The sequence below is a fragment of the Nocardioides sp. Z21_20 genome, assembly GCF_059766585.1.
The window spans coordinates 380,106-404,252 of sequence record NZ_JCBAJX010000003.1 but is presented as its reverse complement, the minus strand read 5'-3'; the positions used below and the strand labels follow the sequence as shown (position 1 = coordinate 404,252).

At 73.6% G+C, this 24,147-nt stretch carries 20 protein-coding genes and 1 riboswitch; of the genes, 12 read left to right on the top strand and 8 right to left on the bottom strand.

Annotated elements, in window-relative coordinates; translation table 11 throughout:
* Position 1: 1 nt before the first annotated feature.
* Complete coding sequence (locus AC6EH9_RS08475; RefSeq protein WP_498422186.1) at positions 2–1,015, bottom strand: cobalamin B12-binding domain-containing protein; 1,014 nt, start codon at positions 1,013–1,015, stop codon at positions 2–4.
* Positions 1,012–2,382 (bottom strand): PP2C family protein-serine/threonine phosphatase, encoded by a 1,371-nt coding sequence (locus AC6EH9_RS08470; protein ID WP_498422184.1) that lies wholly within the window; start codon positions 2,380–2,382, stop codon positions 1,012–1,014. Before AC6EH9_RS08470 ends, AC6EH9_RS08475 begins: the two co-directional genes overlap by 4 nt.
* A gap of 161 nt (positions 2,383–2,543) precedes the next feature.
* On the opposite strand from AC6EH9_RS08470, the gene gatC reads away from it, so the two are divergent.
* The 8 genes from gatC to AC6EH9_RS08430 all read left to right on the top strand — a co-directional run bounded on the left by gatC (position 2,544) and on the right by AC6EH9_RS08430 (position 11,938).
* Positions 2,544–2,843: an Asp-tRNA(Asn)/Glu-tRNA(Gln) amidotransferase subunit GatC gene (gene gatC / locus AC6EH9_RS08465; protein WP_498422182.1), complete on the top strand. Its 300-nt coding sequence runs from the start codon at positions 2,544–2,546 to the stop codon at positions 2,841–2,843.
* Complete coding sequence (gene gatA / locus AC6EH9_RS08460) at positions 2,843–4,366, top strand: Asp-tRNA(Asn)/Glu-tRNA(Gln) amidotransferase subunit GatA (protein WP_498422180.1); 1,524 nt, start codon at positions 2,843–2,845, stop codon at positions 4,364–4,366. The genes gatC and gatA overlap by 1 nt, the downstream gene beginning before the upstream one ends.
* Positions 4,363–5,871, top strand: coding sequence for an Asp-tRNA(Asn)/Glu-tRNA(Gln) amidotransferase subunit GatB (gene gatB / locus AC6EH9_RS08455; protein WP_498422178.1), 1,509 nt, complete (start codon positions 4,363–4,365; stop codon positions 5,869–5,871). Before gatA ends, gatB begins: the two co-directional genes overlap by 4 nt.
* A gap of 91 nt (positions 5,872–5,962) precedes the next feature.
* Positions 5,963–7,195 (top strand): prenyltransferase/squalene oxidase repeat-containing protein, encoded by a 1,233-nt coding sequence (locus AC6EH9_RS08450; RefSeq protein ID WP_498422175.1) that lies wholly within the window; start codon positions 5,963–5,965, stop codon positions 7,193–7,195.
* Between the two features lie 73 nt (positions 7,196–7,268).
* A riboswitch (cobalamin riboswitch) is annotated at positions 7,269–7,339 on the top strand.
* A gap of 96 nt (positions 7,340–7,435) precedes the next feature.
* Positions 7,436–8,218 (top strand): hypothetical protein, encoded by a 783-nt coding sequence (locus AC6EH9_RS08445; RefSeq protein ID WP_498422173.1) that lies wholly within the window; start codon positions 7,436–7,438, stop codon positions 8,216–8,218.
* The gene (locus tag AC6EH9_RS08440) at positions 8,215–9,423 is read left to right on the top strand and encodes an energy-coupling factor transporter transmembrane component T (RefSeq protein ID WP_498422171.1); all 1,209 of its coding nucleotides are present in this window, start codon (positions 8,215–8,217) and stop codon (positions 9,421–9,423) included. The genes AC6EH9_RS08445 and AC6EH9_RS08440 overlap by 4 nt, the downstream gene beginning before the upstream one ends.
* Complete coding sequence (locus AC6EH9_RS08435) at positions 9,420–11,039, top strand: ABC transporter ATP-binding protein (protein ID WP_498422168.1); 1,620 nt, start codon at positions 9,420–9,422, stop codon at positions 11,037–11,039. The genes AC6EH9_RS08440 and AC6EH9_RS08435 overlap by 4 nt, the downstream gene beginning before the upstream one ends.
* 158 nt (positions 11,040–11,197) lie before the next feature.
* On the top strand, positions 11,198–11,938 hold the full coding sequence (locus AC6EH9_RS08430) for an ECF transporter S component (RefSeq protein WP_498422166.1): 741 nt from the start codon (positions 11,198–11,200) through the stop codon (positions 11,936–11,938).
* A gap of 24 nt (positions 11,939–11,962) precedes the next feature.
* On the opposite strand, the gene AC6EH9_RS08425 is transcribed toward AC6EH9_RS08430, so the two are convergent.
* The 4 genes from AC6EH9_RS08425 to AC6EH9_RS08410 all read right to left on the bottom strand — a co-directional run bounded on the left by AC6EH9_RS08425 (position 11,963) and on the right by AC6EH9_RS08410 (position 15,333).
* Complete coding sequence (locus AC6EH9_RS08425; protein ID WP_498422164.1) at positions 11,963–13,093, bottom strand: PQQ-dependent sugar dehydrogenase; 1,131 nt, start codon at positions 13,091–13,093, stop codon at positions 11,963–11,965.
* Entirely contained in the window at positions 13,090–14,031 is a 942-nt protein-coding gene (locus tag AC6EH9_RS08420) for an alpha/beta fold hydrolase (RefSeq protein ID WP_498422162.1), read from the bottom strand. The genes AC6EH9_RS08425 and AC6EH9_RS08420 overlap by 4 nt, the downstream gene beginning before the upstream one ends.
* 81 nt (positions 14,032–14,112) lie before the next feature.
* Complete coding sequence (locus tag AC6EH9_RS08415) at positions 14,113–14,358, bottom strand: hypothetical protein (protein ID WP_498422160.1); 246 nt, start codon at positions 14,356–14,358, stop codon at positions 14,113–14,115.
* A gap of 123 nt (positions 14,359–14,481) precedes the next feature.
* Entirely contained in the window at positions 14,482–15,333 is an 852-nt protein-coding gene (locus AC6EH9_RS08410; protein ID WP_498422159.1) for an EamA family transporter, read from the bottom strand.
* 212 nt (positions 15,334–15,545) lie between these two features.
* Between AC6EH9_RS08410 and AC6EH9_RS08405 the strand changes: the two genes are divergently transcribed.
* Positions 15,546–16,622, top strand: a complete 1,077-nt coding sequence (locus AC6EH9_RS08405; protein WP_498422157.1) for a WD40/YVTN/BNR-like repeat-containing protein — start codon at positions 15,546–15,548, stop codon at positions 16,620–16,622.
* A gap of 13 nt (positions 16,623–16,635) precedes the next feature.
* Here the strand turns inward: AC6EH9_RS08405 and AC6EH9_RS08400 are convergent, their stop codons facing one another.
* Both AC6EH9_RS08400 and AC6EH9_RS08395 read right to left on the bottom strand, forming a co-directional pair.
* The gene (locus tag AC6EH9_RS08400) at positions 16,636–19,179 is read right to left on the bottom strand and encodes a glycoside hydrolase family 65 protein (RefSeq protein ID WP_498422155.1); all 2,544 of its coding nucleotides are present in this window, start codon (positions 19,177–19,179) and stop codon (positions 16,636–16,638) included.
* Positions 19,176–19,904 (bottom strand): HAD family hydrolase, encoded by a 729-nt coding sequence (locus tag AC6EH9_RS08395; protein ID WP_498422153.1) that lies wholly within the window; start codon positions 19,902–19,904, stop codon positions 19,176–19,178. The genes AC6EH9_RS08400 and AC6EH9_RS08395 overlap by 4 nt, the downstream gene beginning before the upstream one ends.
* 55 nt (positions 19,905–19,959) lie before the next feature.
* Between AC6EH9_RS08395 and ilvD the strand changes: the two genes are divergently transcribed.
* From ilvD to AC6EH9_RS08380, 3 genes are all read left to right on the top strand, one after another.
* Positions 19,960–21,651 (top strand): dihydroxy-acid dehydratase, encoded by a 1,692-nt coding sequence (ilvD, locus tag AC6EH9_RS08390; protein ID WP_498422151.1) that lies wholly within the window; start codon positions 19,960–19,962, stop codon positions 21,649–21,651.
* 3 nt (positions 21,652–21,654) lie between these two features.
* On the top strand, positions 21,655–22,896 hold the full coding sequence (locus AC6EH9_RS08385; RefSeq protein WP_498422149.1) for a kynureninase: 1,242 nt from the start codon (positions 21,655–21,657) through the stop codon (positions 22,894–22,896).
* A gap of 79 nt (positions 22,897–22,975) precedes the next feature.
* The gene (locus tag AC6EH9_RS08380) at positions 22,976–24,145 is read left to right on the top strand and encodes a S66 family peptidase (RefSeq protein WP_498422147.1); all 1,170 of its coding nucleotides are present in this window, start codon (positions 22,976–22,978) and stop codon (positions 24,143–24,145) included.
* The last annotated feature ends 2 nt before the right edge of the window (positions 24,146–24,147 follow it).

Here is a 24,147-nt window from a genome sequence, read left to right as displayed (position 1 = left end):
GTCAGGCCTCGGTCCCCAGCAGACGGACCGCCTGCGGGTACTCCTGGAGCCGGGCCAGCAGCTGGCTCCAGAGCACGTCGACCGCTCCCCGGGGTGCGCCGCGCCGGCGCATCACCTCCTCGAGCCACCGGCGGGCACCGTCGGGCACCGTGGGGTCCTCGGTGAGCAGGCCGCCCGCGACGCAGTCGACGAGGTGGGGGACGTAGTTGCTCAGGACGGCGCGCCAGTCGTCGGGGGCCACGATCTCCCCGGGTGCGCCGACGAGGCCCAGCACGCCGTCGACCGCGTCGAGGACGTCGCGGACCAGCACGTCGGCTCCGGCATGCAGCGTCTGCGCCTCGACCGCGCCGGCGTGGTGGAGCGCCGGCGCGGCCGTGACGTGGCGGGGGATCGTGGCGAGCAGGTCCCGGGCGGCGGCCGGCGAGGCGGCGTACGCCGTGGCGCCCAGGCGGGCGGCCCGCACACCGGCTGGGTCGAACGCCTGGCCGCCGACGACGACCGGGGTCCCGGTGCCGCGCACCGCCTCGATCTGGCGGCGTACCCGGGGAAGCGAGCTGGCCATCGAGGCGCTCAGCAGCACGGCGCGCGGCCCGGCGTCGATGATCCTGCCGACGAGTCCTCCCGAGGAGGCGTCGGCGCCGACGAAGACGGCGTCGTGACCCCACGAGCGCAGCGACTCCACGACCACCCGGGCCGCCAGCGCGTGCCACTCGAGCTCGGCGCAGCCCACCAGCACGCTGGCCTCGGAGCGGGGCTGGGGAAGGTCCGCGCCGAGGTGGCGCACCACGTACTCGCTCACCGCGGTCGCCGCATGCTCGTCGGAGACCGTCCAATCGTTGACGGCCCAGCGTTCCCCGACGCGCCGCTGGGCGCCCAGGACCACGTGGCGCAGGACGTCGGCCACCGACACCCCGCGCTCGCGCACCGCGACGGCCACGGCGAGGGCTCGCTGCGGGTCGCGGGCCTCGACGGCCGCCCAGTAGTCCGTGAGGTCTCCGGCGACGAGGCCGCTCACCGCGGCCCTGGGCGGTACTGCACGGCGATCAGGGCGATGTCATCGTGCTCGTGGTCGCGGATGTGGGTGCTGACCGCCATCGCGACACCCTCCACGAGGGCCGAGGAGGAGCCGCCCGAGAGCTGGCGCAGCAGCTGGTGCAGCCGGTGGTCGCCGTACATGTCCAGGGAGCCGCGCGCCTCGGTGACCCCGTCGGTGTGCAGGATCAGCGTCTCCTGCGGCGCGAGCACGACCGTGGTCACCTCGAAGGACATGCCGTCGCCGAGTCCGAGCGCCGGACCGAGCGAGGCGACCTGCTCGAGCGCGCCGTCGGCGCGCAGCACGAGCGCGGCCGGGTGGCCGGCGCCGGCCAGGTCGATCACCAGGCGCCCGGGGTCGCCGTCCGTGGGCCCCGCGTCGGCGCGACAGTTGCGCAGCCGGGCGCAGACGGCGGTCGCGAGCGTCTCGGAGTACTCCGTCGACTCCGAGATGAGCACCCGGTTGACGAGCCCCAGGATCCAGTCCGGGGAGCGCTCGACGTGGGAGGCGGTCCGGACGGCGTTGCGGATCCGCTTGGCGGCCACGGCGGCCTCGACGCCCTTGCCGGCGACGTCACCGAGCAGGAGGGTCAGGTCGTCGACGGGGCCGTGTACGTCGAAGAAGTCGCCGCCGACCGCCTCGTGCTCGTGGGCCACCCGGTAGAAGGTGGCGATGTCGAGGTCGGCGATCTCGGGGATGCGCGGCGGGGTGAGCGACTCGCGCAGCACCGAGGCGACGTGGCGGCTCTCCGCGACCACCAGGGTGGCGTCCAGGACCACCGAGATCCGCTGGGCGAGGTCGTCGAGGAAGCCCAGCGAGCCCTCGTCGAAGCCGAACCCGGGCGCCCGTCCGATGCTCAGCACCCCGAACGTGCGTCCGCGCGAGGTCAGCGGCAGCAGCACCAGGATCTCGGTGCCGGCGCGGTCGAGGTCCTCGGCGACCGATGGGTCGGCGACCAGGGATTCGATCACGACGCGGCGCGCGGGCTGGCGGGTGGACAGGACGATCTGCTCGGTGATGCCCTGGCGGGCCGCCTCGTCGAGGGCCGGCGTGGCGTGATCGGCCCGGTAGCCGTGCGTCGAGCGGGGGGTGGAGCCGTGCACGGCGCCGCTGGTGAGCTGGCGGGTGCCGGACCACAGGGTCACCTGCGCGAAGCTCGCCATCTCCTCGACCAGCAGCGAGACCATCGCCTCGGCGGCCCGGCCCGGGTGCTGGACGGCGGAGACGGTGCGCGAGAGCCGGAGCAGGAACTCCGCGCGCGAGGAGGCCTGGGCCAGCCGGGCGCGGGGCTCGGAGGCGCGCGAGTCGGCGAGGAGGCGGGCCTGACGTTCACGGACTGGTGTGGCCACCGCGTCCCCCTTGCTGGTCCGAGAGGGCCGTTGGCAGCGGCCCAGCCGATGGCCGGAGGCCGATGGGTTGTGGGCGATTCTAGCGACGGCAGCCAGCGCGGTGCCACCGCGCCCACGTCCCCGACTTCGGGCCGGTAGGAGCGGGGCCTAGGATTCTCCCTATGCCTGAAATCACCCGAGACGAGGTCGCCCACCTGGCCGACCTTGCCCGGATCGACCTGTCCGACGCCGAGCTCGACCATCTCGCCCCGCAGCTGAGCGTGATCCTCGAGTCGGTCGCCTCGATCAACGGAGTCGCCGGTGACGACGTCCCGCCGACGTCGCACGCCCTGCCGCTGACCAACGTCTTCCGTGAGGACGTGGTGGTGCCGGGCCTGAGCGCCGAGCAGGCGCTGGCGGGCGCTCCCGAGGCGGAGCAGCAGCGCTTCAGCGTGCCGCGGATCCTGGGGGAGGAGGCGTGATGAGCGACCTGACCCGCAAGACCGCCGCCGAGCTGGCCGACATGCTGGCCTCGGGCGAGACGACCTCGGTCGCGCTCACCCAGGCCCACCTCGACCGCATCGCCGAGGTCGACGGCCCGGTCCACGCCTTCCTGCACGTCGACGCCGAGGGTGCGCTCGCCCAGGCTGCGGCCTCGGACGCGCGTCGCGCCGCCGGCACGCCGGCCGGCCCGCTCGACGGCGTGCCGATCGCGGTCAAGGACGTGCTGACCACGATCGGGCTCCCCACGACCTGCGGCTCGCGGATCCTCGAGGGCTGGGTCCCGCCGTACGACGCCACGGTGGTGGCCCGCCTCAAGGCCGGGGGCCTGCCGATCCTCGGCAAGACCAACATGGACGAGTTCGCGATGGGCTCCTCCACCGAGCACTCGGCGTACGGGCCCACCCGCAACCCGTGGGACCTCGACCGGATCCCCGGCGGGTCCGGCGGCGGCTCCGCCGCGGCCGTGGCCGCCTTCGAGGCGCCGCTGGCGCTGGGCACCGACACCGGCGGCTCGATCCGCCAGCCGGGCGCCGTCACCGGCACCGTCGGCGTGAAGCCGACCTACGGCGGGATCTCGCGCTACGGGCTGGTCGCGATGGCCAACTCGCTGGACCAGGTCGGCCCGGTCACCCGCACCGTGCTCGACGCGGCGCTGCTGCACGAGGTGATCGGCGGGCACGACCCGCTCGACTCCACCAGCATCGACCAGCCGCTGCCCGCGCTCGTCGAGGCCGCACACAGCGGGGCCGCCGGCGACATGACCGGCGTGAAGGTCGGGGTGATCACCGAGCTCGGCGGCGAGGGCTACCAGGCCGGTGTCCGTGCCCGCTTCCAGGAGTCGCTCGACCTGCTCGTCGAGGCCGGCGCCGAGGTCGTCGAGGTGTCCTGCCCGAGCTTCGTGCACGCGCTCGCGACGTACTACCTGATCATGCCGTGCGAGGCGTCCAGCAACCTCGCCAAGTTCGACGCGATGCGCTACGGGCTGCGGGTGCTGCCCGAGGGCGTCGACGCCCCCTCGGCGGAGGAGGTGATGCGCGCCTCGCGCGACGCCGGCTTCGGCGACGAGGTGAAGCGCCGGATCATCCTCGGCACCTACGCGCTGTCCAGCGGCTACTACGACGCCTACTACGGGCAGGCGCAGAAGGTCCGCACGCTGATCAAGCGCGACTTCGACGCGGCGTTCGAGAAGGTCGACGTGCTGGTCTCGCCGACCGCGCCGACCACGGCGTTCAAGATCGGCGAGAAGGTCGACGACCCGCTGGCGATGTACCTCAACGACCTCGCCACGATCCCGGCCAACCTCGCCGGCGTGCCCGGCATCTCGGTGCCCGCCGGGCTGGCCGAGGAGGACGGCCTGCCGGTCGGCTTCCAGATCCTCGCCCCCGCGCTCGCCGACGACCGGCTCTACCGCGTCGGTGCCGCGCTGGAGACCCTGTTGGAGAAGTCCTGGGGCGGCCCGCTGCTCGCCCAGGCGCCCGCCCTGGAAGGAGCGGCTCGATGACCACGTCCGTGACCGGCGAGACCCTGCTCTCCTTCGAGGAGGCGCTGGAGAAGTTCGACCCGGCGATGGGCCTGGAGGTCCACGTCGAGCTGAACACCAACTCCAAGATGTTCTGCGGCTGCCCCACCGAGTTCGGCGCCGAGCCCAACACCCAGGTGTGCCCGACCTGCCTGGGCCTGCCCGGCGCGATGCCGGTGGTCAACGCCAAGGCCGTGGAGTCCGCGATCCGGATCGGCCTGGCGCTGAACTGCGAGATCGCCGAGTGGTGCCGCTTCGCGCGGAAGAACTACTTCTACCCGGACATGCCGAAGAACTTCCAGACCTCGCAGTACGACGAGCCGATCGCGTTCGAGGGCTGGACCGACGTCGAGGTCGACGGCGAGACCTTCCGCGTGGAGATCGAGCGCGCGCACATGGAGGAGGACACCGGCAAGACGCTGCACGTCGGCGGCTCCACCGGCCGCATCCACGGCGCCGACTACTCGCTGGTCGACTACAACCGCGCCGGCATCCCCCTGATCGAGATCGTCACCAAGCCGATCATGGGCAGCCGGGAGAAGGCGCCGCTGATCGCCAAGGCGTACGTCGCGCACCTGCGCGAGATGATCCTGGCGCTCGGTGTCTCCGACGCCCGGATGGACCAGGGCTCGATGCGCTGCGACGTGAACCTGTCGCTCTCGCCGAAGGACGACGGCAAGCTCGGCACCCGCACCGAGACCAAGAACGTCAACTCGCTGCGCTCGGTGGAGCGCGCGGTGCGCTACGAGATGCAGCGGCACGCGGCGATCCTCGACGCCGGTGGCTCGATCCTGCAGGAGACCCGGCACTGGCACGAGGACACCGGGGTGACCACGAGCGGGCGCGAGAAGTCCGACGCCGAGGACTACCGGTACTTCCCCGAGCCCGACCTGGTGCCGGTGGCTCCCTCTCGCGAGTGGGTCGAGGAGCTGCGCGCCTCGCTGCCCGAGCCGCCCCGGGAGCGTCGTACCCGGCTGCAGGCCGAGTGGGGCTTCACCGACCTGGAGATGCGCGACACCGTCGGCGCCGGGGCGCTCGCCCTGGTGGAGGCCACGATCGCGGCCGGCGCGACGCCGCAGGCGGCCCGCAAGTGGTGGCTCTCCGACCTGGCCCGGCGGGCCAACGACTCGGGCACCGACATCGCCGCGCTGGGCGTCAGCCCGGCCGAGGTCGCCCGCGTCCAGGCGCTCGTCGACGAGGGCCGGATCAACGACAAGCTCGCCCGGCAGGTCTTCGAGGGCCTGGTCGCCGGGGAGGGCACCCCCGACGAGATCGTCGCCGCCCGCGGGCTCGCCATCGTCTCCGACGACGGCGCGCTCGGCGCGGCCGTCGACAACGCCATCGCCGCCAACCCGGACGTGGCGCAGAAGATCCGCGACGGCAAGGTGGCTGCGGCCGGTGCGCTGATCGGGGCCGTGATGAAGGAGATGCGGGGTCAGGCCGACGCCGCCCGAGTCAGGGAGCTCATCATCGAGAAGCTCACCTGACCCGCCGACCCGTCACTGCCTCGACCAGACACGGCGTGTTTCGCCGAGGCAGTGACGGGTCGCCAGGGGTTTGTTGAGGAAGGGGCTAGCCATGCAGCGCAACGACGAGGATCTGAGGGGCAGCTGGGGACGCGGTCGGCGCCGCCGGCGCTCTCGGCGGACACGGGTGCTCGCGGGGCCCGCGCTGGTCCTGGCCCTGACGGCCGCGCTGGCGGGCTGCGGCGACGACGGTGACGACTCCTCCGGCGACGCGTCCAGCGAGCCGAGCAGCTCCACGGAGCCCAGCGGCGACGCCGCCCCCACCTCGGCCCGCTCGCAGGCCGCGGCCGAGTGGCTGCTCGACCAGCTCGAGGACGACGTGATGGTCGGCGAGTACGGCCCCGACTACGGGATGACCGTGGACACCGCCCTGTCGCTGGCGGCGTTGGAGGGGTACGACGATGAGGTCGGCGAGATCGCCGACACCATGACGCAGCACGTGGCCAGCTACACCACCGGCGTCGACGCCGGCTCGGCCGACGACGTCTACGCCGGGGCGCTCGCCAAGACCACGGTGCTGGCCCAGGTCGCGGGCGCCGACCCGAGCGACTTCGGGGGCGTGGACCTCATCGACCGGCTCGAGCAGCAGGTGGGCGACCAGAACCCGGTGGGCAGGCTCGCCGACAAGGTCACCGACCCTAAGGGGACCGACTACGCCAACGTGATCGGCCAGGCGTACGCCGTGCGCGCGCTCGCCGCGGCCGACTCCCCGGAGACCGACGCGGCCACCGAGTACCTGCTCGAGCAGCAGTGCGAGGGCGGCTACTTCCGCCTCTACTTCGCCGCCCCCGACGCGGCCGAGCAGGGCTGCGTCGCCGGTGATGCCGAGGCGAGCCCGCCCGACGTCGACGTCACCGCGATCGCGGTGCTCGCGCTCGCCGGACAGGAGAAGGACCCGGTGGTGGGCGCCGCCCTCGACGACGCCACCGCCTGGCTGGGCGAGCAGCAGCGTGAGGACGGCAGCTTCGGCGGGGCCACCTCCACCGAGGCCCCCAACGCGAACAGCACCGGGCTCGCCGGCTGGGCGCTGGGCGGTCGCGGCGAGGAGGGGGCCGCCGCGGACGCGGCCACCTGGCTGTCCTCGCTGCAGATCATCGAGCAGGCCTGCACGGTGCCCGCCCTGGTGGAGGAGGTCGGCGCGGTCGGCTACGACGAGGCCGCGCTCAAGGCCGCCGACAAGGGCCTGAGCGAGGCCTCCCTCACCCAGTGGCGGGCAGCGACCATCCAGGCGACGCCGGCGCTGGGCTGGCTCGAGCCCGACGAGCCGGGCACGCCGAACTGCTGAGGACGACTGCTACATTGCGTGGGCTGGGGCCGCACCGGTCGCAGCACTCACAAGTTCATCACGCCCGTCGCTGGGGGAAGCCGGTCCAAGTCCGGCGCTGACCCGCAACCGTAGGCCCCTCGCGAGGGGCGAGCCGGAGCACCCACGCCGAAGCGTCCTGACGTCACACGCTGTCGAGGAAAGCAGCGGGTGGTGCCCAGCCTGGGTGCTGTCCGCTGCCGCAGCGGAAAGGGCACCCCTATGAAGCTCCACTCGCGAGGCCCCGCCGGGCATCGTCTCGCCCTGCTGGGCGCCTCACTCGCCCTGCTCGTGGGCGGCCTGGTCTCGGTGGCCACGGCGCCCGCCGCCTCCGCGGCCGGCTGCTCGAGCACCGGCGGCGTCACGGTGGTCGTCGACTTCGGCGACCTCGGCGGCGGCGTGCGGCAGGGCTGCGCGCCCTCCGGCGGCGGCCGCCCGGCCAGCGAGGTCGTGCGCGAGGCAGGATTCACCCTGGACCACGTGCAGCGCCAGCCGGGCTTCGTCTGCCGGGTCCAGGGCGCACCCTCGGCGGACCCGTGCGTGAACACCCCGCCGGCGGACGCCTACTGGGCGCTGTACTGGTCCGACGGGGAGTCCGGCACGTGGTCGTACGCGACCGCCGGGGTCGATGCCTTCGAGGTCGCCGACGGTGGCTACGTCGCCCTCGCCTGGCAGGACAGCCTGGCCGAAAGCCTTCCCGGTCTCCGGCCGGCTCCGCGCACGCAGGCCACGGGCGGCTCCGAGGCCGCGCCCTCGCCCGCCGCATCCGCGGACACTCCGGCCGCTGAGCAGACCGGTGACATCCCGAGCGCCCAGAACGGCGATCCCGTCGGCGATCCTGCTGGCGATCCCGTTGGCGATGAGAGCGGCGAGGCGGCCTCGGCGGACGACGCGCCGAGCGGCGGCGTACCCGGCTGGGTCACGCTGACGGTGCTGGCCGTGCTGGTCGTCGCCGCCGCGACCGCGAGCGTCGTACGACGACGGCGGGGGAGCACCTCACCGTGAGCCGTCCGCCCCGCGTCACCCGGCTGCCACGCGACCTCCACCCGGTCGCGTGGTGGCTGTGGGCGATCGGCCTGGCCGTGGCCGCGTCGTGCACGACCAACCCGCTGGCCCTGGCGCTCGTCGTCGGGGTCGCGGTGGTGGTCGTCGCGGCGCGGCGCTCGGACCAGCCGTGGGCGCGGGCGTTCCGGCTGTACCTGTTGATCGGCCTGGTGATCGTCGTGCTCCGGGTGCTGTTCCGGATCCTGCTGGGCGGTGGGGACGGGCAGACGGTGCTCTTCACCCTGCCCGAGATCCCGCTGCCCGACTGGGTCCTGGGGATCCGGCTGCTCGGCCCGGTCACCCGCGAGTCCCTGCTCTTCGGGCTCTACGACGGGATGCGGCTGGCCGCGATCGTGATCAGCCTCGGGGCCGCCAACGCGCTGGCCAACCCCAAGCGGCTGCTGCGGTCCGTGCCGGCCGCGCTCTACGAGGTCGGCAGCTCGCTGGTGGTCGCGGTCAGCGTGCTGCCGCAGCTGGCCGACAGTGTGCGCCGGGTCCGGGCGGCCCAGCAGCTGCGTGGGGGACCCAAGGGCCGGATCAAGAGTCTGCGGCGGCTGCTGGTGCCGGTGCTCGAGGACGCGCTGGAGCGGTCGCTGAGCCTGGCCGCCGGGATGGACACCCGCGGGTACGGACGCAGCGGCGGGCTCTCGCCTCGTCGCCGGGCCGGGACCGGCGCGCTGATGCTGCTGGGGCTGGGCGGGCTGTGCGTGGGCGCCTACGCCGTGCTCGACCAGACCGCGCCGCGCTGGCTGGTGGTGGTGATGCTCGGCCTCGGCGTCGCCTGCGCCGCGCTGGGTCTGCTCAGCGCCGGCGGACGGGTGGTGCGCAGCCGCTACCGCCCCGACACCTGGCGCGCCGCCGAGCTGGTGACGGTCGCCTCCGGGGCCGTCGCGGCCGGCGCGCTGTGGTGGGTGGCGCGCGACGACCCGGTGGCGGCGCACCCGGGGGTGACCGCGTGGCCGGTGCTGAGCGTGGTGGCGCTCCTGGGACTGCTCCTCGCCCTCGTCCCGGCGCTCGCCACGCCACCGCCGCGCCTGTCCCCGGGCCGCACTGGGCCCGCTCCGACCCGGCGAGGCCAGCCGGCGAGCACCGCGCCCGGCCCCGGCCCGACCGCGACCTCGAGCCCCACCACGACCAGACCCGACAGCAAGGAGCCGGCGGCATGATCGAGCTGCGCCAGATCACCTTCCGCTACGCCGCCGAGGCGCCGCTGGTGCTGGACGCCGTCGACCTCACCCTCGAGGAGGGCGAGCTGGTGCTGGTCTCCGGGCGCACCGGCGTCGGCAAGTCGACGCTGCTGGGCGTCCTCACCGGGCTGGTGCCCCGCTTCAGCGGCGGCGTGCTCAGCGGCGACGTCCTGCTCGACGGCACGAGCATCATCGACCTTCCCCCGCGCGAGCGGGCGCACGCCATCGGGTACGTCGGGCAGGATCCCGCGTCGGGCTTCGTCACCGATACCGTCGAGGAGGAGCTCGCCTACGGCATGGAGCAGCTCGGCCTGGCTCCGGAGAGCATGCGCCGTCGCGTCGAGGAGACGCTCGACCTGCTCGGCATCGCCGAGTTGCGCGACCGTGACCTGCGCACCCTCTCCGGTGGGCAGCAGCAGCGCGTCGCGATCGGGTCGGTGCTCACCATGCACCCGCGGATCCTGGTCCTCGACGAGCCCACCTCCGCGCTCGACCCGACCGCCGCCGAGGACGTGCTGGCGATCCTCACCCGGCTGGTGCACGACCTCGGGCTGACCGTGCTGCTGGCCGAGCACCGCCTGGAGCGGGTGGTGCCGTTCGCGGACCGGATGGCGCTCTTCGCCGGCGCCGGGCGGGTGCAGGTGGGGGAGCCCGCAGAGCTGCTGCGCACCTCGCCGGTGGTCCCCCCGATCGTCGAGCTCGGCCGGCTCGCCGAGTGGGAGCCGCTGCCGCTCAGCGTGCGTGACGCGCGGCGCCGGGCCCGCGGGCTGCGCGAGAGGCTCACCACGGCGGGGCAGCCTGCGCCCCCCGAGCCGGTCGCGGGCGAGCGCCGCCCGCTGCTGCGCGCCCGGGGGGTCACCGTGACGCACGGGGCGGACGTCGCCGTGCGCGGGGTGGACCTGGACCTCGACAGCGGACGGGTGACCGCCCTGATGGGGCGCAACGGGTCGGGCAAGTCCTCGCTGATCTGGGCGCTCCAGGGGACCGGGCGCAGGCGTGCCGGCACGGTGAGCGTCCTCGGCGACGACCCGGCCGACCTCGCGCCGGCGGCGCGCCGCGAACGGGTCGGCCTGGTCCCGCAGACGGCGGCCGACCTGCTCTACCTCGAGACCGTCGAGGAGGAGTGCGCCGCGGCCGACGACTCAGCCGGGTCCGCCGGGGCGCAGCCGGGGACCTGCCGGGGGCTGCTGGACCGCCTGGTGCCGCGGATCCCGGGCGGCGCCCACCCCCGCGACCTCTCCGAGGGACAGCGCCTCGCGCTGGTGCTGGCGATCGTGCTCACCGCGCGCCCCGCCGTACTGCTCCTCGACGAGCCCACCCGGGGCCTGGACTACGCGGCCAAGCGGGTCCTCGGCCGGATCCTCACCGACCTCGCCCAGGAGGGCCGCGCCGTGCTGGTGGCCACCCACGACGTCGAGTTCGTCGCCCAGGTGGCCGACGACGTGGTGGTGCTGGCCGAGGGGGAGGTGGTCTCCTGCGGCCCGGCGGCGCGGGTGATGGCCGAGTCCCCGTCGTTCGCCCCGCAGGTCACCAAGATCCTCGGCCCGCCGTGGTTCTCCGTCGGCCAGGTGGCCCGGTGCCTGGAGGCGGTGTGAGGGGGGCTGGGTGGGCGGCTCGGGGCCGCCGTTGGGGACCAAACGGCGACGAAAAGCCGCCCCGGGACGCCGTCTCTGCCCAATCGGCGACCTCCGCCGTCCCCCTGGGCACCCGGTCGGCGGCCGTGCTCGGAGTGGCCTCGCTGGCGGGATTGGTGATGATCCTGTGGCCCCTGCTGGTCCGGGTGGACGGGGGCCAGCGCGTCGACCCGCCGTTCCTGTTCTTGATGCTGCTGCCGGTGGTCCTGGCCGTCGTACTCGCCGAGCTCAGCGAGGGTGGGATGGACTCCCGGGTGCTGGCGGTGCTGGGCGTGCTCACCGCGGTCAATGCGGTGCTGCGCGGCATCAGCGCGGGTACGGCGGGCGTCGAGCTGGTCTTCTTCCTGCTGATCCTGGCCGGACGGGTGTTCGGTCCGGGCTTCGGGTTCGTGCTCGGCTGCACGTCCCTGTTCGCCTCCGCGTTCGTCACCGCCGGCATGGGGCCGTGGCTGCCGTTCCAGATGCTGGTCGCCGCGTGGGTCGGGATGGGCGCGGGTCTGCTGCCCCGGCGGCTGGGAGCGCGCGCGCTGACCGGGCGCGCCGAGATCGCGCTGCTGGTGGTCTACGGCATCGCCGCCGCCTACCTCTACGGCCTGCTGCTCAACCTGCAGGGCTGGCCCTACGTCCTGGGCATCGCGGTGCCCGGCCACGAGGGCGGGCTCTCCTACGTCCCGGGGGCGCCGCTGCTGGAGAACCTCGAGCGGTTCGGCGTCTACACGCTGCTCACCTCCACCGGCAGCTTCGACACCGGCCGCGCCCTCACCACCGCCCTGGCCATCGTCATCCTGGGCCCGGCCGTGCTGACCACCCTGCGCCGTGCCTCGCGGCGCGTGGTCGTGCACCGCACCACGGCGACCTGAGCCCGCTCCGTCGGGCGGACCGGCTCAGGGGCGGACCACCAGGATCCGGTCGTCGGCGGCGGCCGGGTCGCCACGGCCGTCCCGGTTGGACGTGGTGACCCACAGCCGGCCGTCGGGGGCGGAGACGACGGTGCGCAGCCGGCCGTACTCGCCGACGAAGAAGTCCTGCGCGGTGCCGGCGCGGCCGCCCTCGACGTCTACGCGCCACAGCCGCTGGCCCATCAGGGCCGCCAGGTAGAGGTGGCCCTCGAGGTAGGCCAGGCCCGAGGGCGACGCCTCCCCGGTCGACCACACCACCTGCGGGTTGGTGAGCCCGCCGCGCTCACCGCGCCCCTCGACCTCGGGCCAGCCGTAGTTGCTGCCCGCCTCGATCAGGTTGAGCTCGTCGAAGCTGGAGTCGCCGAACTCCGAGGCCCACAGCCGACCCTCGTCGTCGAAGGCCAGCCCCTGGACGTTGCGGTGGCCCAGCGACCAGATGGGGGAGTCGGGCACCGGGTTGCCGGGGGCCGGGTCGCCCTCGGGGGTGATCCGCAGGATCTTGCCGGCCAGCGAGTCCGGGTCCTGGGCCAGCTCGCGCTCGCCGGTCTCGCCGGTGGAGACGTAGAGGTGTCCGTCCGGTCCGAACGCCAGCCGGCCGCCGTCGTGGATGAACCCCGCGGGGATGGCGTCGAGCACGACTTCGCTCTCGCCGAGCCGCGTGCCGTCGTACGTCGCGCGCACGACGCGGTTGTCCGAGGCCGTGGTGAGGTAGAAGAACAGGGTCCGGTCCTGGGCGAAGTCCGGGGAGACGGCGACGCCGAGCAGCCCGGCCTCGCCCTGCGGCGCGGCGGCCTCCATCACCCCGATCGGCCGGGCCCGCCCCCCGCGTACGGCGAGGACCCGGCGCGAGTCGCGCTCGGTGACGATCGCGGTGCCGTCGGGCAGGAAGTCCACGCCCCACGGCGTGGCCAGCCCGGTCACGACGGTGTCGACCACGGCAGGGCGCCCCGCAGCGGCGGACGCGGCTCCGCTGGAGGCGGCCCCCGAGGGACTCCGGGTGGGGCTGGACCCGGCCGTCACGGTCGGCGGGTCGAGCTCCGCGTCCTCGCCGCACGCGGCCAGGGACCCGGCGAGCAGCAGCCCGGCCAGCCCGACGGCGGTGCGGCGGCGGTTCACGGCTCCAGCCTCCCCAGGAACTCCAGCAGCAGCTCGTGGATCACCTCCGGCTGCTCGAGCCCGAGGAAGTGGCTGCCGGCCAGCTCGACGTACGTCGCGTCGTCGAGGCGCTCGGCGGCGCTGCGCATGTCCGGGGCGCCGGCCATCAGGTCGTAGCGTCCGGCGACCAGGAAGACCGGCACCTGCACCTGGCTCAACGAGACCCGGTCGTGGCGGTGGGTGTGCAGGGCGAGGTGGCCGTACCAGTCCAGCGGCGTGGTGAAGAACTCGCGGACCGCCCGCGCGGTCAGCTCGGGGTCGGTGACCGGCAGCATGAACCCGGAGTGGGAGAGCACCGCGACGGTGCGCGGGCCGATCGGCAGTCGACGCGCGATCGGGCTGAGGGCCGGACCGGCATAGCGCAGCACCCGGGCCACCGAGACCGCGACCGCGCGGCGTACCGGGCGGGGCAGGTGCAGGGGGCGCAGCATCGTGGAGAACGTCTCGCCGGGCACGCCGGCGACGGCGAAGAGGCCGGTGACGCGCTCGGGGTGGAGGGTCGCCAGCTCGAACATCGTGTTCACGCCGATCGACCAGCCCATCAGCGGAGTCCGGTCGATCCCGGCGTGGTCCATCACCGTCAACGCGTCCTCGACCAGGTGCTCCACGCCCACCCGCCGCGGGTCCAGAGGGCGCTCGGAGCCGCCGGTGCCGCGGTGGAACCACGACACCACCCGCACGCCGCAGTCCGGCCCGAGCAGCGAGGGCCAGACCCAGGGATTGGTGCCCAGGCCGTTGCAGAGCACGACGGTGGGGCCGTCGATGCGCCCGTCCGGGTCGTTGGTCCAGGCCCGCAGCACGGTGCCGTCGGGGCTCTCGACGTCATAGACGTGCACCTCGCGGAGAGGATCGCTCGGCACGAGACCGGAGGCCGACTCGGCGGCGGGGAGTGCGCTCACAGTCGCGATTGTGCCTCACCGGCGGCGCCGGGGTGCGGAAAGGGATCGAGCCCGCCGGCCGGGGGAGGCCGGCCGGCGGGCTCAACCGTGGGCAGCTCGCGCTGCGTCCTCCGGCGAGGTGAGGAGCTGGGAGGTCCCGGCCAGGGTGGCGAGGAACTCCTCGACCTCGTTCTGCTCCGCACGACGTTGGGCGAGAGCGGTGGAGGCGATCATGGCGTTGCGTCGCGATCCCTGCTGGGACTCTGCCGCCCAGGCCGCGGCGCGGTCGTGCGCGAGGCGCAGGGCCGTGCGGGGGATCGCCGTCAACGAGCGGTTCAGAAGGATCATCGTGGGCCCCGATCGCTTGCTGTCCGAGTACGAACCTCGCGGATTCGATGTGATCGAGCCTAGGGGGCCGCTCTTGTCGCGCGCGTCACCGTCAGGTGACATCTGGGTGAACGCGTCCCGGGATCAGTCCGGGACCGGCTCGGTGTGGGCCGGGGCTCCCGCCGAGCGGGTGGCTCCCGCGCTCGCGGCCACCACGCAGACCAGCGCCAGCCACTGCAGCGGACTGAGGAACTCGTGCAGCAGCACCGCCGCGGCCAGCGCGGCCACCGCCGGCTCGATGCTCATCAGGATGCCGAAGAGCGCCGGGGGCAGGGTCCGCAGCGCCACCAGCTCGCAGCTGTAGGGCAGTACCGAGCTGAGCAGCCCGACCAGGGCGCCGAGCAGCAGCACCCGGGGGTCGAGCAGCGCGCTGCGCTCGCTGGAGAGGACGGCGGGGGTGAGCAGCGCGGTGGCGACGATGCTGGCCACGGCCAGCCCGCTGAAGCCGGGCCAGCGGGCCCCGGTGCTCGCGCTCAACAGGATGTACGACGCCCAGCCGGCGCCGGCGAGCAGGGCGAAGGCGACCCCGACCCAGTCCAGGTCGGCGGGCTGCAGGCCGAGCAGCAGCACGCCCACGGCGGCCAGCGCGACCCAGAGCAGGTCGCGGGCCCGCCGTGAGCCCAGCACCGCCAGGCTCAGCGGCCCGACGAACTCGATGGTGACCGCGATGCCCAGCGGGATCCGGGCGAAGGACTGGTAGATCGACCAGTTCATCAGCGCCAGGCTGGCGCCGAAGCCGCACACGACCAGCCAGTCGTGGCGTGAGCGGCCGCGCAGCGCCGGGCGGGCCAGCACCACGAGCACCACGGTGCTGGTGGCCAGCCGCAGCCAGACCAGCGTGGTGGGGGAGGCCAGGTCGAAGAGGTCCTTGGCGACGGCGGCGCCGAGCTGCACCGAGGCGATCCCGACGAGCACCAGCAGCACCGCTCGCCCCACGTCCCCGCCCCTCCCCGCCACACCCACCAAAGCCCAGCACCCTATCCCCACCCCCTCACCCCACCCCCCCACCCCGCCGACCCGTCACTGCCTCGACCGACACGCCGCTGGGATCCCGCATCAGTGACGGGTCGGCGATGAATCCTGGCCGGTGGGGGAGTCCACCCTCGCGACCAGGCCCGCCCGGGGCCGGGCTCACCTGTGGAGGCGAGATGACGACGATGCTCCTGGTCGGGACGCGCAAGGGGCTGTGGATCGGGCGCTCCGACGACGCCCGCGAGCGATGGGAGTGGGACGGCCCCCACTTCGACATGATGGAGGTCTACTCCGCTCTGGTGGACACCCGGGGAGAGGCGCCGCGGCTGCTGGTGGGGGCGTCCTCGCCGTGGACCGGCCCGCAGGTGTGCCGCTCCGACGACCTGGGCTGCACCTGGCAGGAACCGGGGGGACTGGCGTTCCCCGAGTCGGCCGGCACCTCGGTGGAGCGCGTCTGGCAGCTCCAGCCCGGGGTCGGCGAGCGGACGGTGTGGGCCGGCACGGAGCCCGGCGCGGTGTTCCGCTCCGAGGACGGTGGCGAGACCTTCGCGCTCGAGAAGGCGTTGTGGGACCACCCGCACCGGCCGCAGTGGTCGGCCGGGTTCGGCGGACAGGCCTTCCACACCGTGCTGCCGCACCCCAGCGATCCCGGATCGGTGACCGCGGCGCTGTCGACCGGCGGGGTCTACCGCACCACCGACGGCGGGCGCAGCTGGGAGCCGCGCAACCGCGGCATCCGCGCCGAGTTCCTGCCCGAGGGCGAGCAGTACCCCGAGTTCGGCCAGTGCGTGCACAAGGTCGCGCGCCACCCCGCCCGCCCCGAGCGGCTCTTCGCCCAGAACCACGGCGGGGTCTACCGCTCCGACGACGAGGGCGGCTCGTGGATCTCCATCGCCGAGGGCCTGCCGGCCGACTTCGGCTTCCCGATCGTGGTGCACCCCCACGACCCCGACACCGTCTACGTCTTCCCCCTCGACGGCTCGGTGGGCCGCTACCCACCGAAGGCGCGGGCCTCGGTCTGGCGCTCGCGCGACGCGGGTGAGACCTGGAGCGAGCTGCGCCACGGGCTGCCCGACGGGTTCTTCGTCGGGGTGATGCGCGACGCGATGTGCGTCGACGCCCACCCCACCCCCGGCGTGTACGTCGGGGCGCGCAACGGCAGCGTCTGGGCCTCCGCCGACGCCGGGGAGAGCTGGCGCGAGGTGGTCCGGGACCTGCCCGACGTGATGGTGGTGCGCGCCGGGGTCGTCTAGGTGGGGGCCGGCCTCAGCCCGGGCCGGGCTGCGCGGGCAGGGGCGGGACCCCGTCGATCGAGGACAGGTCCTCGGGAAGCCGGCTGGGGTCGGGCACTCCGGCGGTGATCCGGGACCCGTCCGCGCGCCGCCCGCCCAGCAGCGGCCGGGTGCCGAGCGTGCCGTCCTGGCGTGGGCCGTGGCCGTCGATGGCGATCGACACCGGCTCGCCGGGGCGCACGACGTACTCGGTGCCGCGCAGGCTGAACGGGACCTCCCCGGTGCCCTCGTCGACCTGCGCCGACAGCTGGGTCTGGGTCAGCTCGAAGCGGACCCGGGTGCCGCGCCACATCAGCTTGAAGCTCAGCGAGGGCCACGCCGCAGGCAGCCGCGGGTCGAAGCTGAGCCGGCCGTCGTGGTCGCGCATCCCGCCGAAGCCGTTCACCAGCGCCGTCCACAGACCTCCGGCCGAGGCGATGTGCATCCCGTCCGCGGTGTTGCCGTGCAGGTTGCACAGGTCGACGTAGAGGCACTGACGGAAGTAGTGCATGGCCACCTCGTGGTAGCCCACCTCGGCCGCGATCACCGACTGCACGACCGCCGACAGCGTGGAGTCGCCGGTGGTGATCGGGTCGTAGTACTCGAAGTTCGCCTTCTTCTCCGCCATCGTGAACCGGTCACCCTGCAGGAAGGTGGCCAGCACGACGTCGGCCTGCTTGAGCACCTGGAAGCGGTAGATCACCAGCGGGTGGTAGTGCAGCATCAGCGGGCGCAGGGCGGCGGGGGTGCGGGAGAGGTCCCAGACCTCGCGGTCGAGGAAGTGGTCGTCCTGGGGGTGGATCGCCAGGCCCTCGTCGAAGGGGATGTACATCCCGGCGGCGCACTCGCGCCACTCCTCGAGCTCCTCCTCGCGCAGGCCGAGGCGGGCCACCATCTGCCCGTACGCCTCCGGCCGGAGCCTGTGGACCTCCTCGACCGCGTGGGAGGCGTGCTCGAGGTTGTAGCGCGCCATCACGTTCGTGAACAGGTTGTTGTTCACCACGGTGGTGTACTCGTCGGGCCCGGTGACGCTGTGGATGTGGAACGAGCGGCCGCCGTTGTGACGCCAGAAGCCGAGGTCGGCCCACATCCGGGCGGTCTCCACCAGCACGTCGACGCCGTCGCGGACCAGGAAGTCCAGGTCGCCGGTGGCGTGAATGTACTTGCTCAGGGCGTAGGCGATGTCGGCGTCGATGTGCACCTGGGCGGTCCCGGCGGCGTAGTAGGCGGAGGCCTCCTCGCCGTTGATCGTGCGCCAGGGGAACATCGCCCCGCTGGTGGCCAGCTCGCGGGCCCGCTCACGCGCGGCCGGCAGCATCCGGGTGCGGAAGTGCAGCGTGCCACGGGCGATCTCGGGCTGGGTGTAGACGAGGAACGGGGTCACGTAGATCTCGGTGTCCCAGAAGTAATGCCCCTCGTAGCCGGCGCCGCTCACCCCCTTGGCGGGGATGCCCTGCTGGTCGGCCCGGCCGCTGGCCTGGGCGAGCTGGAAGAGCGCGAAGCGGATGGCCTGCTGGGTCTCCCGTCCGGCGTCCACGACGACGTCGGAGCGTTCCCAGAAGCGGTCGTACCAGGCTCGCTGCTCGGCGTGGTAGTGCGCCACGCCGTGGTGGCGGACCCGGTCGAGAGTGCGGTCGCAGCGGTCGGAGAGCTCGCGCACCGGCACCCCACGCGAGGTGTGGTAGGCGACGGTCTTGGTGAGCCGGATGCTGCGGCCCTCGACGGCGTCCACCTCGAAGACCATCTTGCCCAGGTCGTCCTCGCTGGCGACGAGCGCGTCGTAGTGGTTCTCGGTCTCCAGCTGATGGTCGGCGGCGACGGCGATCGTCATCCGCGAGTTGGCGCACTGGTAGCCCAGCAGCATCCGGTCGTCGTGGGCGTAGTCGAGGCGGGGGAACAGCACCCGCTCCTCGAACCCGCCGTGCTTGCGCGGGTCGATGCCCTCGCCCATCGCCGCCGCGGCGACGTGGTACTCGTCCTTGCCGTCCTGGCGGTTGAGGATCTGCGAGGAGATGACGATCGGCGCGCTGCCCTGCAGCATCGTCACCTCGAGGGTGAGCACCGCCAGGTGGCGCTGGGTCATCGACACCATCCGGGTGGAGTCGATGCGCACCAGCTTGCCCGACGGGGTCCGCCAGATCAGGCTGCGGCGCAGCAGCCCGTCGCGGAAGTCCAGGGTGCGCTCGTAGTGCTCGAGGTCGGCGGTGCCGATGATCAGCGGCTCGTCGTCGACGTAGATCTTCATGACCTTGGCGTCCGGGACGTTGACCATGGTCTGGCCGGTCCGGGCGAACCCGAAGGCGGACTCGGCGTGGCGGATCGGCCAGGTCTCGTGGAACCCGTTCACGAAGGTTCCGTGGCTGTGGGCGTTGCGTCCCTCCTCGGGGTTGCCGCGCATCCCGAGGTAGCCGTTGGCGACCGTGAACAGGGTCTCGGTGACGCCCAGGTCGCTCGGGTCGTGCGAGGTCTCGACCAGCTGCCACGCATCGGCGGGGAAGCGCCGGCGGTCCAGCAGCTGGTCGGGCCGCTCGGTGCTCACGCGAGGAGCTCCGCCAGGTCGGTGACCACCTGGTCGGCGCCGGCGTCGAGGAGCACCTGCTCGCCGGCGCCACGGTCGACGCCGACGACCAGCCCGAAGCCGCCTGCCGCGCCGGCGCGCACGCCGGAGACGGCGTCCTCGATCACCACCGCCCGCTCAGGCGGTACGGCGAGCATGCTCGCCGCGTGCAGGAACGTGTCGGGCGCCGGCTTGCCGGCCAGGCCCATCTCGGTGGCCACCCGGCCGTCGACGATGCACGCGAACCGCGAGAGCAGGCCGGCGGCGGCCAGCACCGCGGGGGCGTTCGCCGAGGAGGACACCACAGCCAGGGGCATGCCCTGGTCGCGCAGGTGGTCGAGCAGCTTCACCGAGCCGGGGTAGGCCTCGACGCCCTCCCGCTCGAGCACCTCGTTGAAGGCGACGTTCTTGCGGTTGCCCAGACCGCACACGGTGGCCTCGCGGGGGTCGTCCTCGGGGTCGCCCTCGGGCAGCACGATGGCGCGCGAGGCGAGGAAGTCGCGCACCCCGCTGTAGCGCGGCTTGCCGTCGACGTGGGCGAAGTAGTCGGCGTCGGTGTAGGGGGAGCGATCACCCCCCAGGTCGGCCGGCGCGTCGGTGAGGAACTCGTTGAACATGGCGGCCCAGGCGTGCATGTGCACGACCGCGGTCGGGGTGATGACGCCGTCGAGGTCGAACAGGGCTGCGGAATAGTCGTCCCAGGTCACGGACCAAGGCTAGGGCCACGCACACCCTTTGCGCATTCCCCACTAGCCTGGGGCCATGAGCAAGACGCCCGAGACCCCTGACATCAAGCCCCGCTCCCGCGACGTCACCGACGGACTCGAGAAGGCCGCCGCACGCGGGATGCTGCGTGCGGTAGGGATGGGCGACGACGACTTCGCCAAGCCGCAGATCGGCGTCGCCTCGTCGTGGAACGAGATCACCCCCTGCAACCTGTCGCTGGACCGGCTGGCCAAGGCCGTCAAGAACGGCGTGCACGCCGGCGGCGGCTACCCGCTGGAGTTCGGCACGATCTCGGTCTCCGACGGCATCTCGATGGGGCACGAGGGGATGCACTTCTCGCTGGTCTCGCGTGAGGTGATCGCCGACTCCGTCGAGGTGGTGATGAGCGCCGAGCGGCTCGACGGCTCGGTGCTGCTGGCCGGCTGCGACAAGTCGCTGCCCGGCATGCTGATGGCCGCGGCCCGTCTCGACCTGGCCTCGGTGTTCCTCTACGCGGGCTCGACGATGCCCGGCCAGGTCGACGGCAAGGACGTCACGATCATCGACGCCTTCGAGGCGGTCGGCGCCTGCCTGGCGGGCAAGATCAGCCGCGAGGAGGTCGACCGCATCGAGCGGGCGATCTGCCCCGGCGAGGGTGCCTGCGGCGGCATGTACACCGCCAACACGATGGCCTCGGTCGCCGAGGCGCTCGGCATGTCGCTGCCCGGCTCGGCGGCGCCGCCGGCGGTGGACCGCCGTCGCGACGGCTTCGCCCACAAGTCCGGCGAGGCCGTGGTCAACCTGCTGCGCAAGGGGATCACCGCGCGCCAGATCCTGACCAAGGAGGCCTTCGAGAACGCCATCACGGTGGCGATGGCGCTGGGCGGCTCCACGAACGTCGTGCTGCACCTGCTGGCGATCGCCCGCGAGGCCGAGGTCGAGCTGACGCTCGACGACTTCAACCGGATCGGCGACAAGGTGCCGCACCTCGGCGACCTCAAGCCCTTCGGCCGCTTCGTGATGAACGACGTCGACAAGGTCGGCGGCATCCCGATGGTGATGAAGGTGCTGCTCGACGCCGGCCTGATGCACGGCGACTGCCTCACCGTCACCGGCAAGACCCTCGCCGAGAACCTCGCCGACATCGCGCCTCCCGGTGTCGACGGCGAGGTGATCCGCGAGATGTCGCGCCCGATCCACAAGACCGGCGGTCTGACCATCCTCAAGGGCTCGCTGGCCCCCGAGGGCGCGGTGGTGAAGACGGCCGGCTTCGACACCGAGGTCTTCCGCGGCACCGCCCGGGTCTTCGACGGGGAGCGGGCCGCGATGGACGCGCTCTCCGAGGGCCGGATCTCCGCCGGGGACGTGGTGGTGATCCGCTACGAGGGCCCCAAGGGCGGTCCGGGGATGCGCGAGATGCTCGCGATCACCGGTGCCATCAAGGGCGCCGGGCTCGGCAAGGACGTGCTGCTGCTCACCGACGGCCGCTTCTCCGGCGGCACCACCGGTTTGTGCGTCGGGCACGTCGCCCCCGAGGCCGTCGATGCCGGTCCGATCGCGTTCGTGCGCGACGGCGACCAGATCATCCTCGACGTGGCCAACCGGCTGCTCGAGCTCGAGGTGGACGCCGACGAGCTCGAGGCGCGCCAGGTCGGCTGGGAGCCGAACCCGCCGAAGTACACCAAGGGCGTGCTGGGCAAGTACGCGCGCACCGTGCAGTCGGCCGCCGTCGGCGCCGTCACCGGCTGAGTCGTGGGGGGTCCCTCGGCCCGGCGCGGGGGGCCCGGCGACCCGTCGTACGCCGCCGCGCTGGACGCCGACGACCCGCTCGCGCCGCTGCGCGCGCGGTTCGTCGGCGCCGGGGGCGACCTGGTCTACCTGGACGGCAACTCGCTGGGCCGCCCGCTCGAGGTCACCGCCGAGCGTCTCGCCGGCTTCGTGCGCGAGGAGTGGGGCGGTCGCCTGATCCGCGGCTGGGACGAGGGCTGGTTCGACCTCCCGCTCACCCTCGGCGACGAGCTCGGGCGGGTCTGCCTGGGGGCCGCACCCGGGCAGTGCGCCATCGGCGACTCGACCACGGTGCTGCTCTACAAGGCGATGCGGGCCGCGGTCGCGGCGCGTCCGGGACGCAGCGAGATCGTCGTGGACCGCGACAACTTCCCGACCGACCGCTACGTCGCCGAGGGGGTCGCTCAGGAGTGCGGGCTGCGGCTGCGCTGGATCGACGTCGACGCCACCGCCGGGGTCGGCGCCGAGCAGCTCGCCGAGGCGGTCGGTGCGGACACGGCCCTGGTCGTGCTCAGCCACGTCGCCTACCGCTCGGCCTGGCTCGCCGACCTCTCCGGGCTCACCGCGATCGCCCACGACGCCGGGGCGCTCGTGCTGTGGGACCTCAGCCACTCCGTCGGCTCGGTACCCGTCGAGCTGGACGCGGCCGGGGTGGACCTGGCCGTGGGGTGCAGCTACAAGTACCTCAACGGCGGACCCGGCGCCCCGGCGTTGGTCTACGTCGCCGAGCGCCACCTGGAGAGCCTGACCCAGCCCGTGCGCGGCTGGATGGGGGCGCGCGATCCGTTCCTGATGGGCCCCGACTACGCGCCGGCCGCGGGGATCCGCCGCTTCCTCAGCGGCACCCCGCCGATCGTCGGGATGCTCGCCGTACAGGACATGCTCGCGCTGCTGGGCGAGGTCGGCATGCCCGCGGTCCGCGCCAAGTCCGTCGCGCTCACCGACTACGCGGTGGAACTGGCCGACGAGCTGCTGGCGCCCCTCGGCGTCACGCTCGCCTCGCCGCGCGAGGCCCGGCTGCGCGGGGGACACGTGACGCTCAGCCACCCGCGGATGCGCGAGGTCACCGCGGCGCTGTGGCGCCGCGACGTGATCCCCGACTACCGCGACCCCGGCGGCCTGCGCCTGGGCCTCTCCCCGCTGTCCACGTCGTACGACGAGGTGCGGCGCGGGCTGCTGGCGACGCGGGAGGTGCTGGGTGGGTGAGGGTGGCGGCGGCGTCGGCGTCCTAGAGGTCGCCGTTTGGTCCCCAACGGGTGCGTTTCCGGGCTTCTGAGCGCCGTCTGTGACCAATCGGCGTACGTCGTGGCCACGGCGCCGCGGCGTACGGCGCGGCGGCGTACGGCGCGGCGGCGCGGCGGGGCGGCGGCCCGGCGTACGGCGCGGCGGCGTCAACCTGGTTGCTTCTGGGGGCCGGGCACGGCAGGGTCTGAGCGTGCTGATCCGCTATCCCCGTCCCCTCGTCCCCGGCGACCGCATCGGCGTCACCGCCTCCTCCTCCGGCGTCCCCGAGGCGCTGCGGGCCCGGCTCGACCACGGTGTGCAGGTGCTCCGCGAGCGCGGCTACGACGTGGTGGTCGGCGACTGCGTGGAGGGTGACGGCCCGGTCAGCGCGCCGGCGCCCGAGCGCGCCGCCGAGCTGCAGGCGATGCTGCTCGACCCGCAGGTGCGCGCGGTGGTCCCGCCGTGGGGAGGCGAGCTGTCCATCGACCTGCTCGACCTGCTCGACTGGGACGCCCTGGCGCAGGCCGAGCCGACCTGGCTGGTGGGCTTCAGCGACCTCTGCACCGTGCTGCTCGCGCTGACCACGCGGCTGGGCTGGGCGACGCTGCACGGCTCGAACCTGATGGACACGCCCTACCGCCCCGCTCCCGGCCTGGCGCACTGGACCGACGTCGCGGGCGCCACGTCGCCGTTCACTCAGACCAGCCCGGGCCGGTACCGGAGCGCGGGCTGGGACGACTACGAAGGGGAGCCGACCGTCGCGGAGATGACCCTGGACGCGGCGGGTGGATGGCGCCTGGTCGGCGCGGACCGCCTCGACGTCACCGGGCGACTGGTCGGCGGCTGCCTGGAGATCGTCCACCACCTGGCCGCGACGCCGTACGGCGACGTGGCCCGGTTCGGGCGCGAGCACGCCGACGAGGGCCTGATCGTCTACCTCGAGGCGGCGGAGGCCGAGGCCTACGACACCGCGCGGAGCCTGCACGGGCTGCGCCTGGCCGGGTGGTTCGAGCACGCCCGGGCGGTGCTGATCGGGCGGACCTCGGCTCCACCCAGCGCCGCGATGAGCCAGCATGACGCGGTCCTCGACGCGCTCGGTGAGCGCGGCGTACCGCTGGTGCTCGACGTGGAGTGCGGGCACGTGCAACCGTTCCTGCCACTGGTCAACGGCGCCCGGGCGCGGGTCGTCGTGGACGGCGATCGACACGAGATCACCCAGACCTTCGACTGAGA

Excerpts from the sequence above, each read along its gene's own strand:
- gatC (WP_498422182.1), top strand. The coding sequence starts at position 2,544 with ATGCCTGAAATCACCCGAGACGAGGTCGCCCACCTGGCCGACCTTGCC.
- AC6EH9_RS08450 (WP_498422175.1), top strand. The coding sequence starts at position 5,963 with ATGCAGCGCAACGACGAGGATCTGAGGGGCAGCTGGGGACGCGGTCGG.
- gatB (WP_498422178.1), top strand. The coding sequence starts at position 4,363 with ATGACCACGTCCGTGACCGGCGAGACCCTGCTCTCCTTCGAGGAGGCG.
- gatA (WP_498422180.1), top strand. The coding sequence starts at position 2,843 with ATGAGCGACCTGACCCGCAAGACCGCCGCCGAGCTGGCCGACATGCTG.
- AC6EH9_RS08430 (WP_498422166.1), top strand. The coding sequence starts at position 11,198 with ATGATCCTGTGGCCCCTGCTGGTCCGGGTGGACGGGGGCCAGCGCGTC.
- AC6EH9_RS08445 (WP_498422173.1), top strand. The coding sequence starts at position 7,436 with ATGAAGCTCCACTCGCGAGGCCCCGCCGGGCATCGTCTCGCCCTGCTG.
- AC6EH9_RS08405 (WP_498422157.1), top strand. The coding sequence starts at position 15,546 with ATGACGACGATGCTCCTGGTCGGGACGCGCAAGGGGCTGTGGATCGGG.
- AC6EH9_RS08415 (WP_498422160.1), bottom strand. The coding sequence starts at position 14,358 with ATGATCCTTCTGAACCGCTCGTTGACGGCGATCCCCCGCACGGCCCTG.
- ilvD (WP_498422151.1), top strand. The coding sequence starts at position 19,960 with ATGAGCAAGACGCCCGAGACCCCTGACATCAAGCCCCGCTCCCGCGAC.
- AC6EH9_RS08435 (WP_498422168.1), top strand. The coding sequence starts at position 9,420 with ATGATCGAGCTGCGCCAGATCACCTTCCGCTACGCCGCCGAGGCGCCG.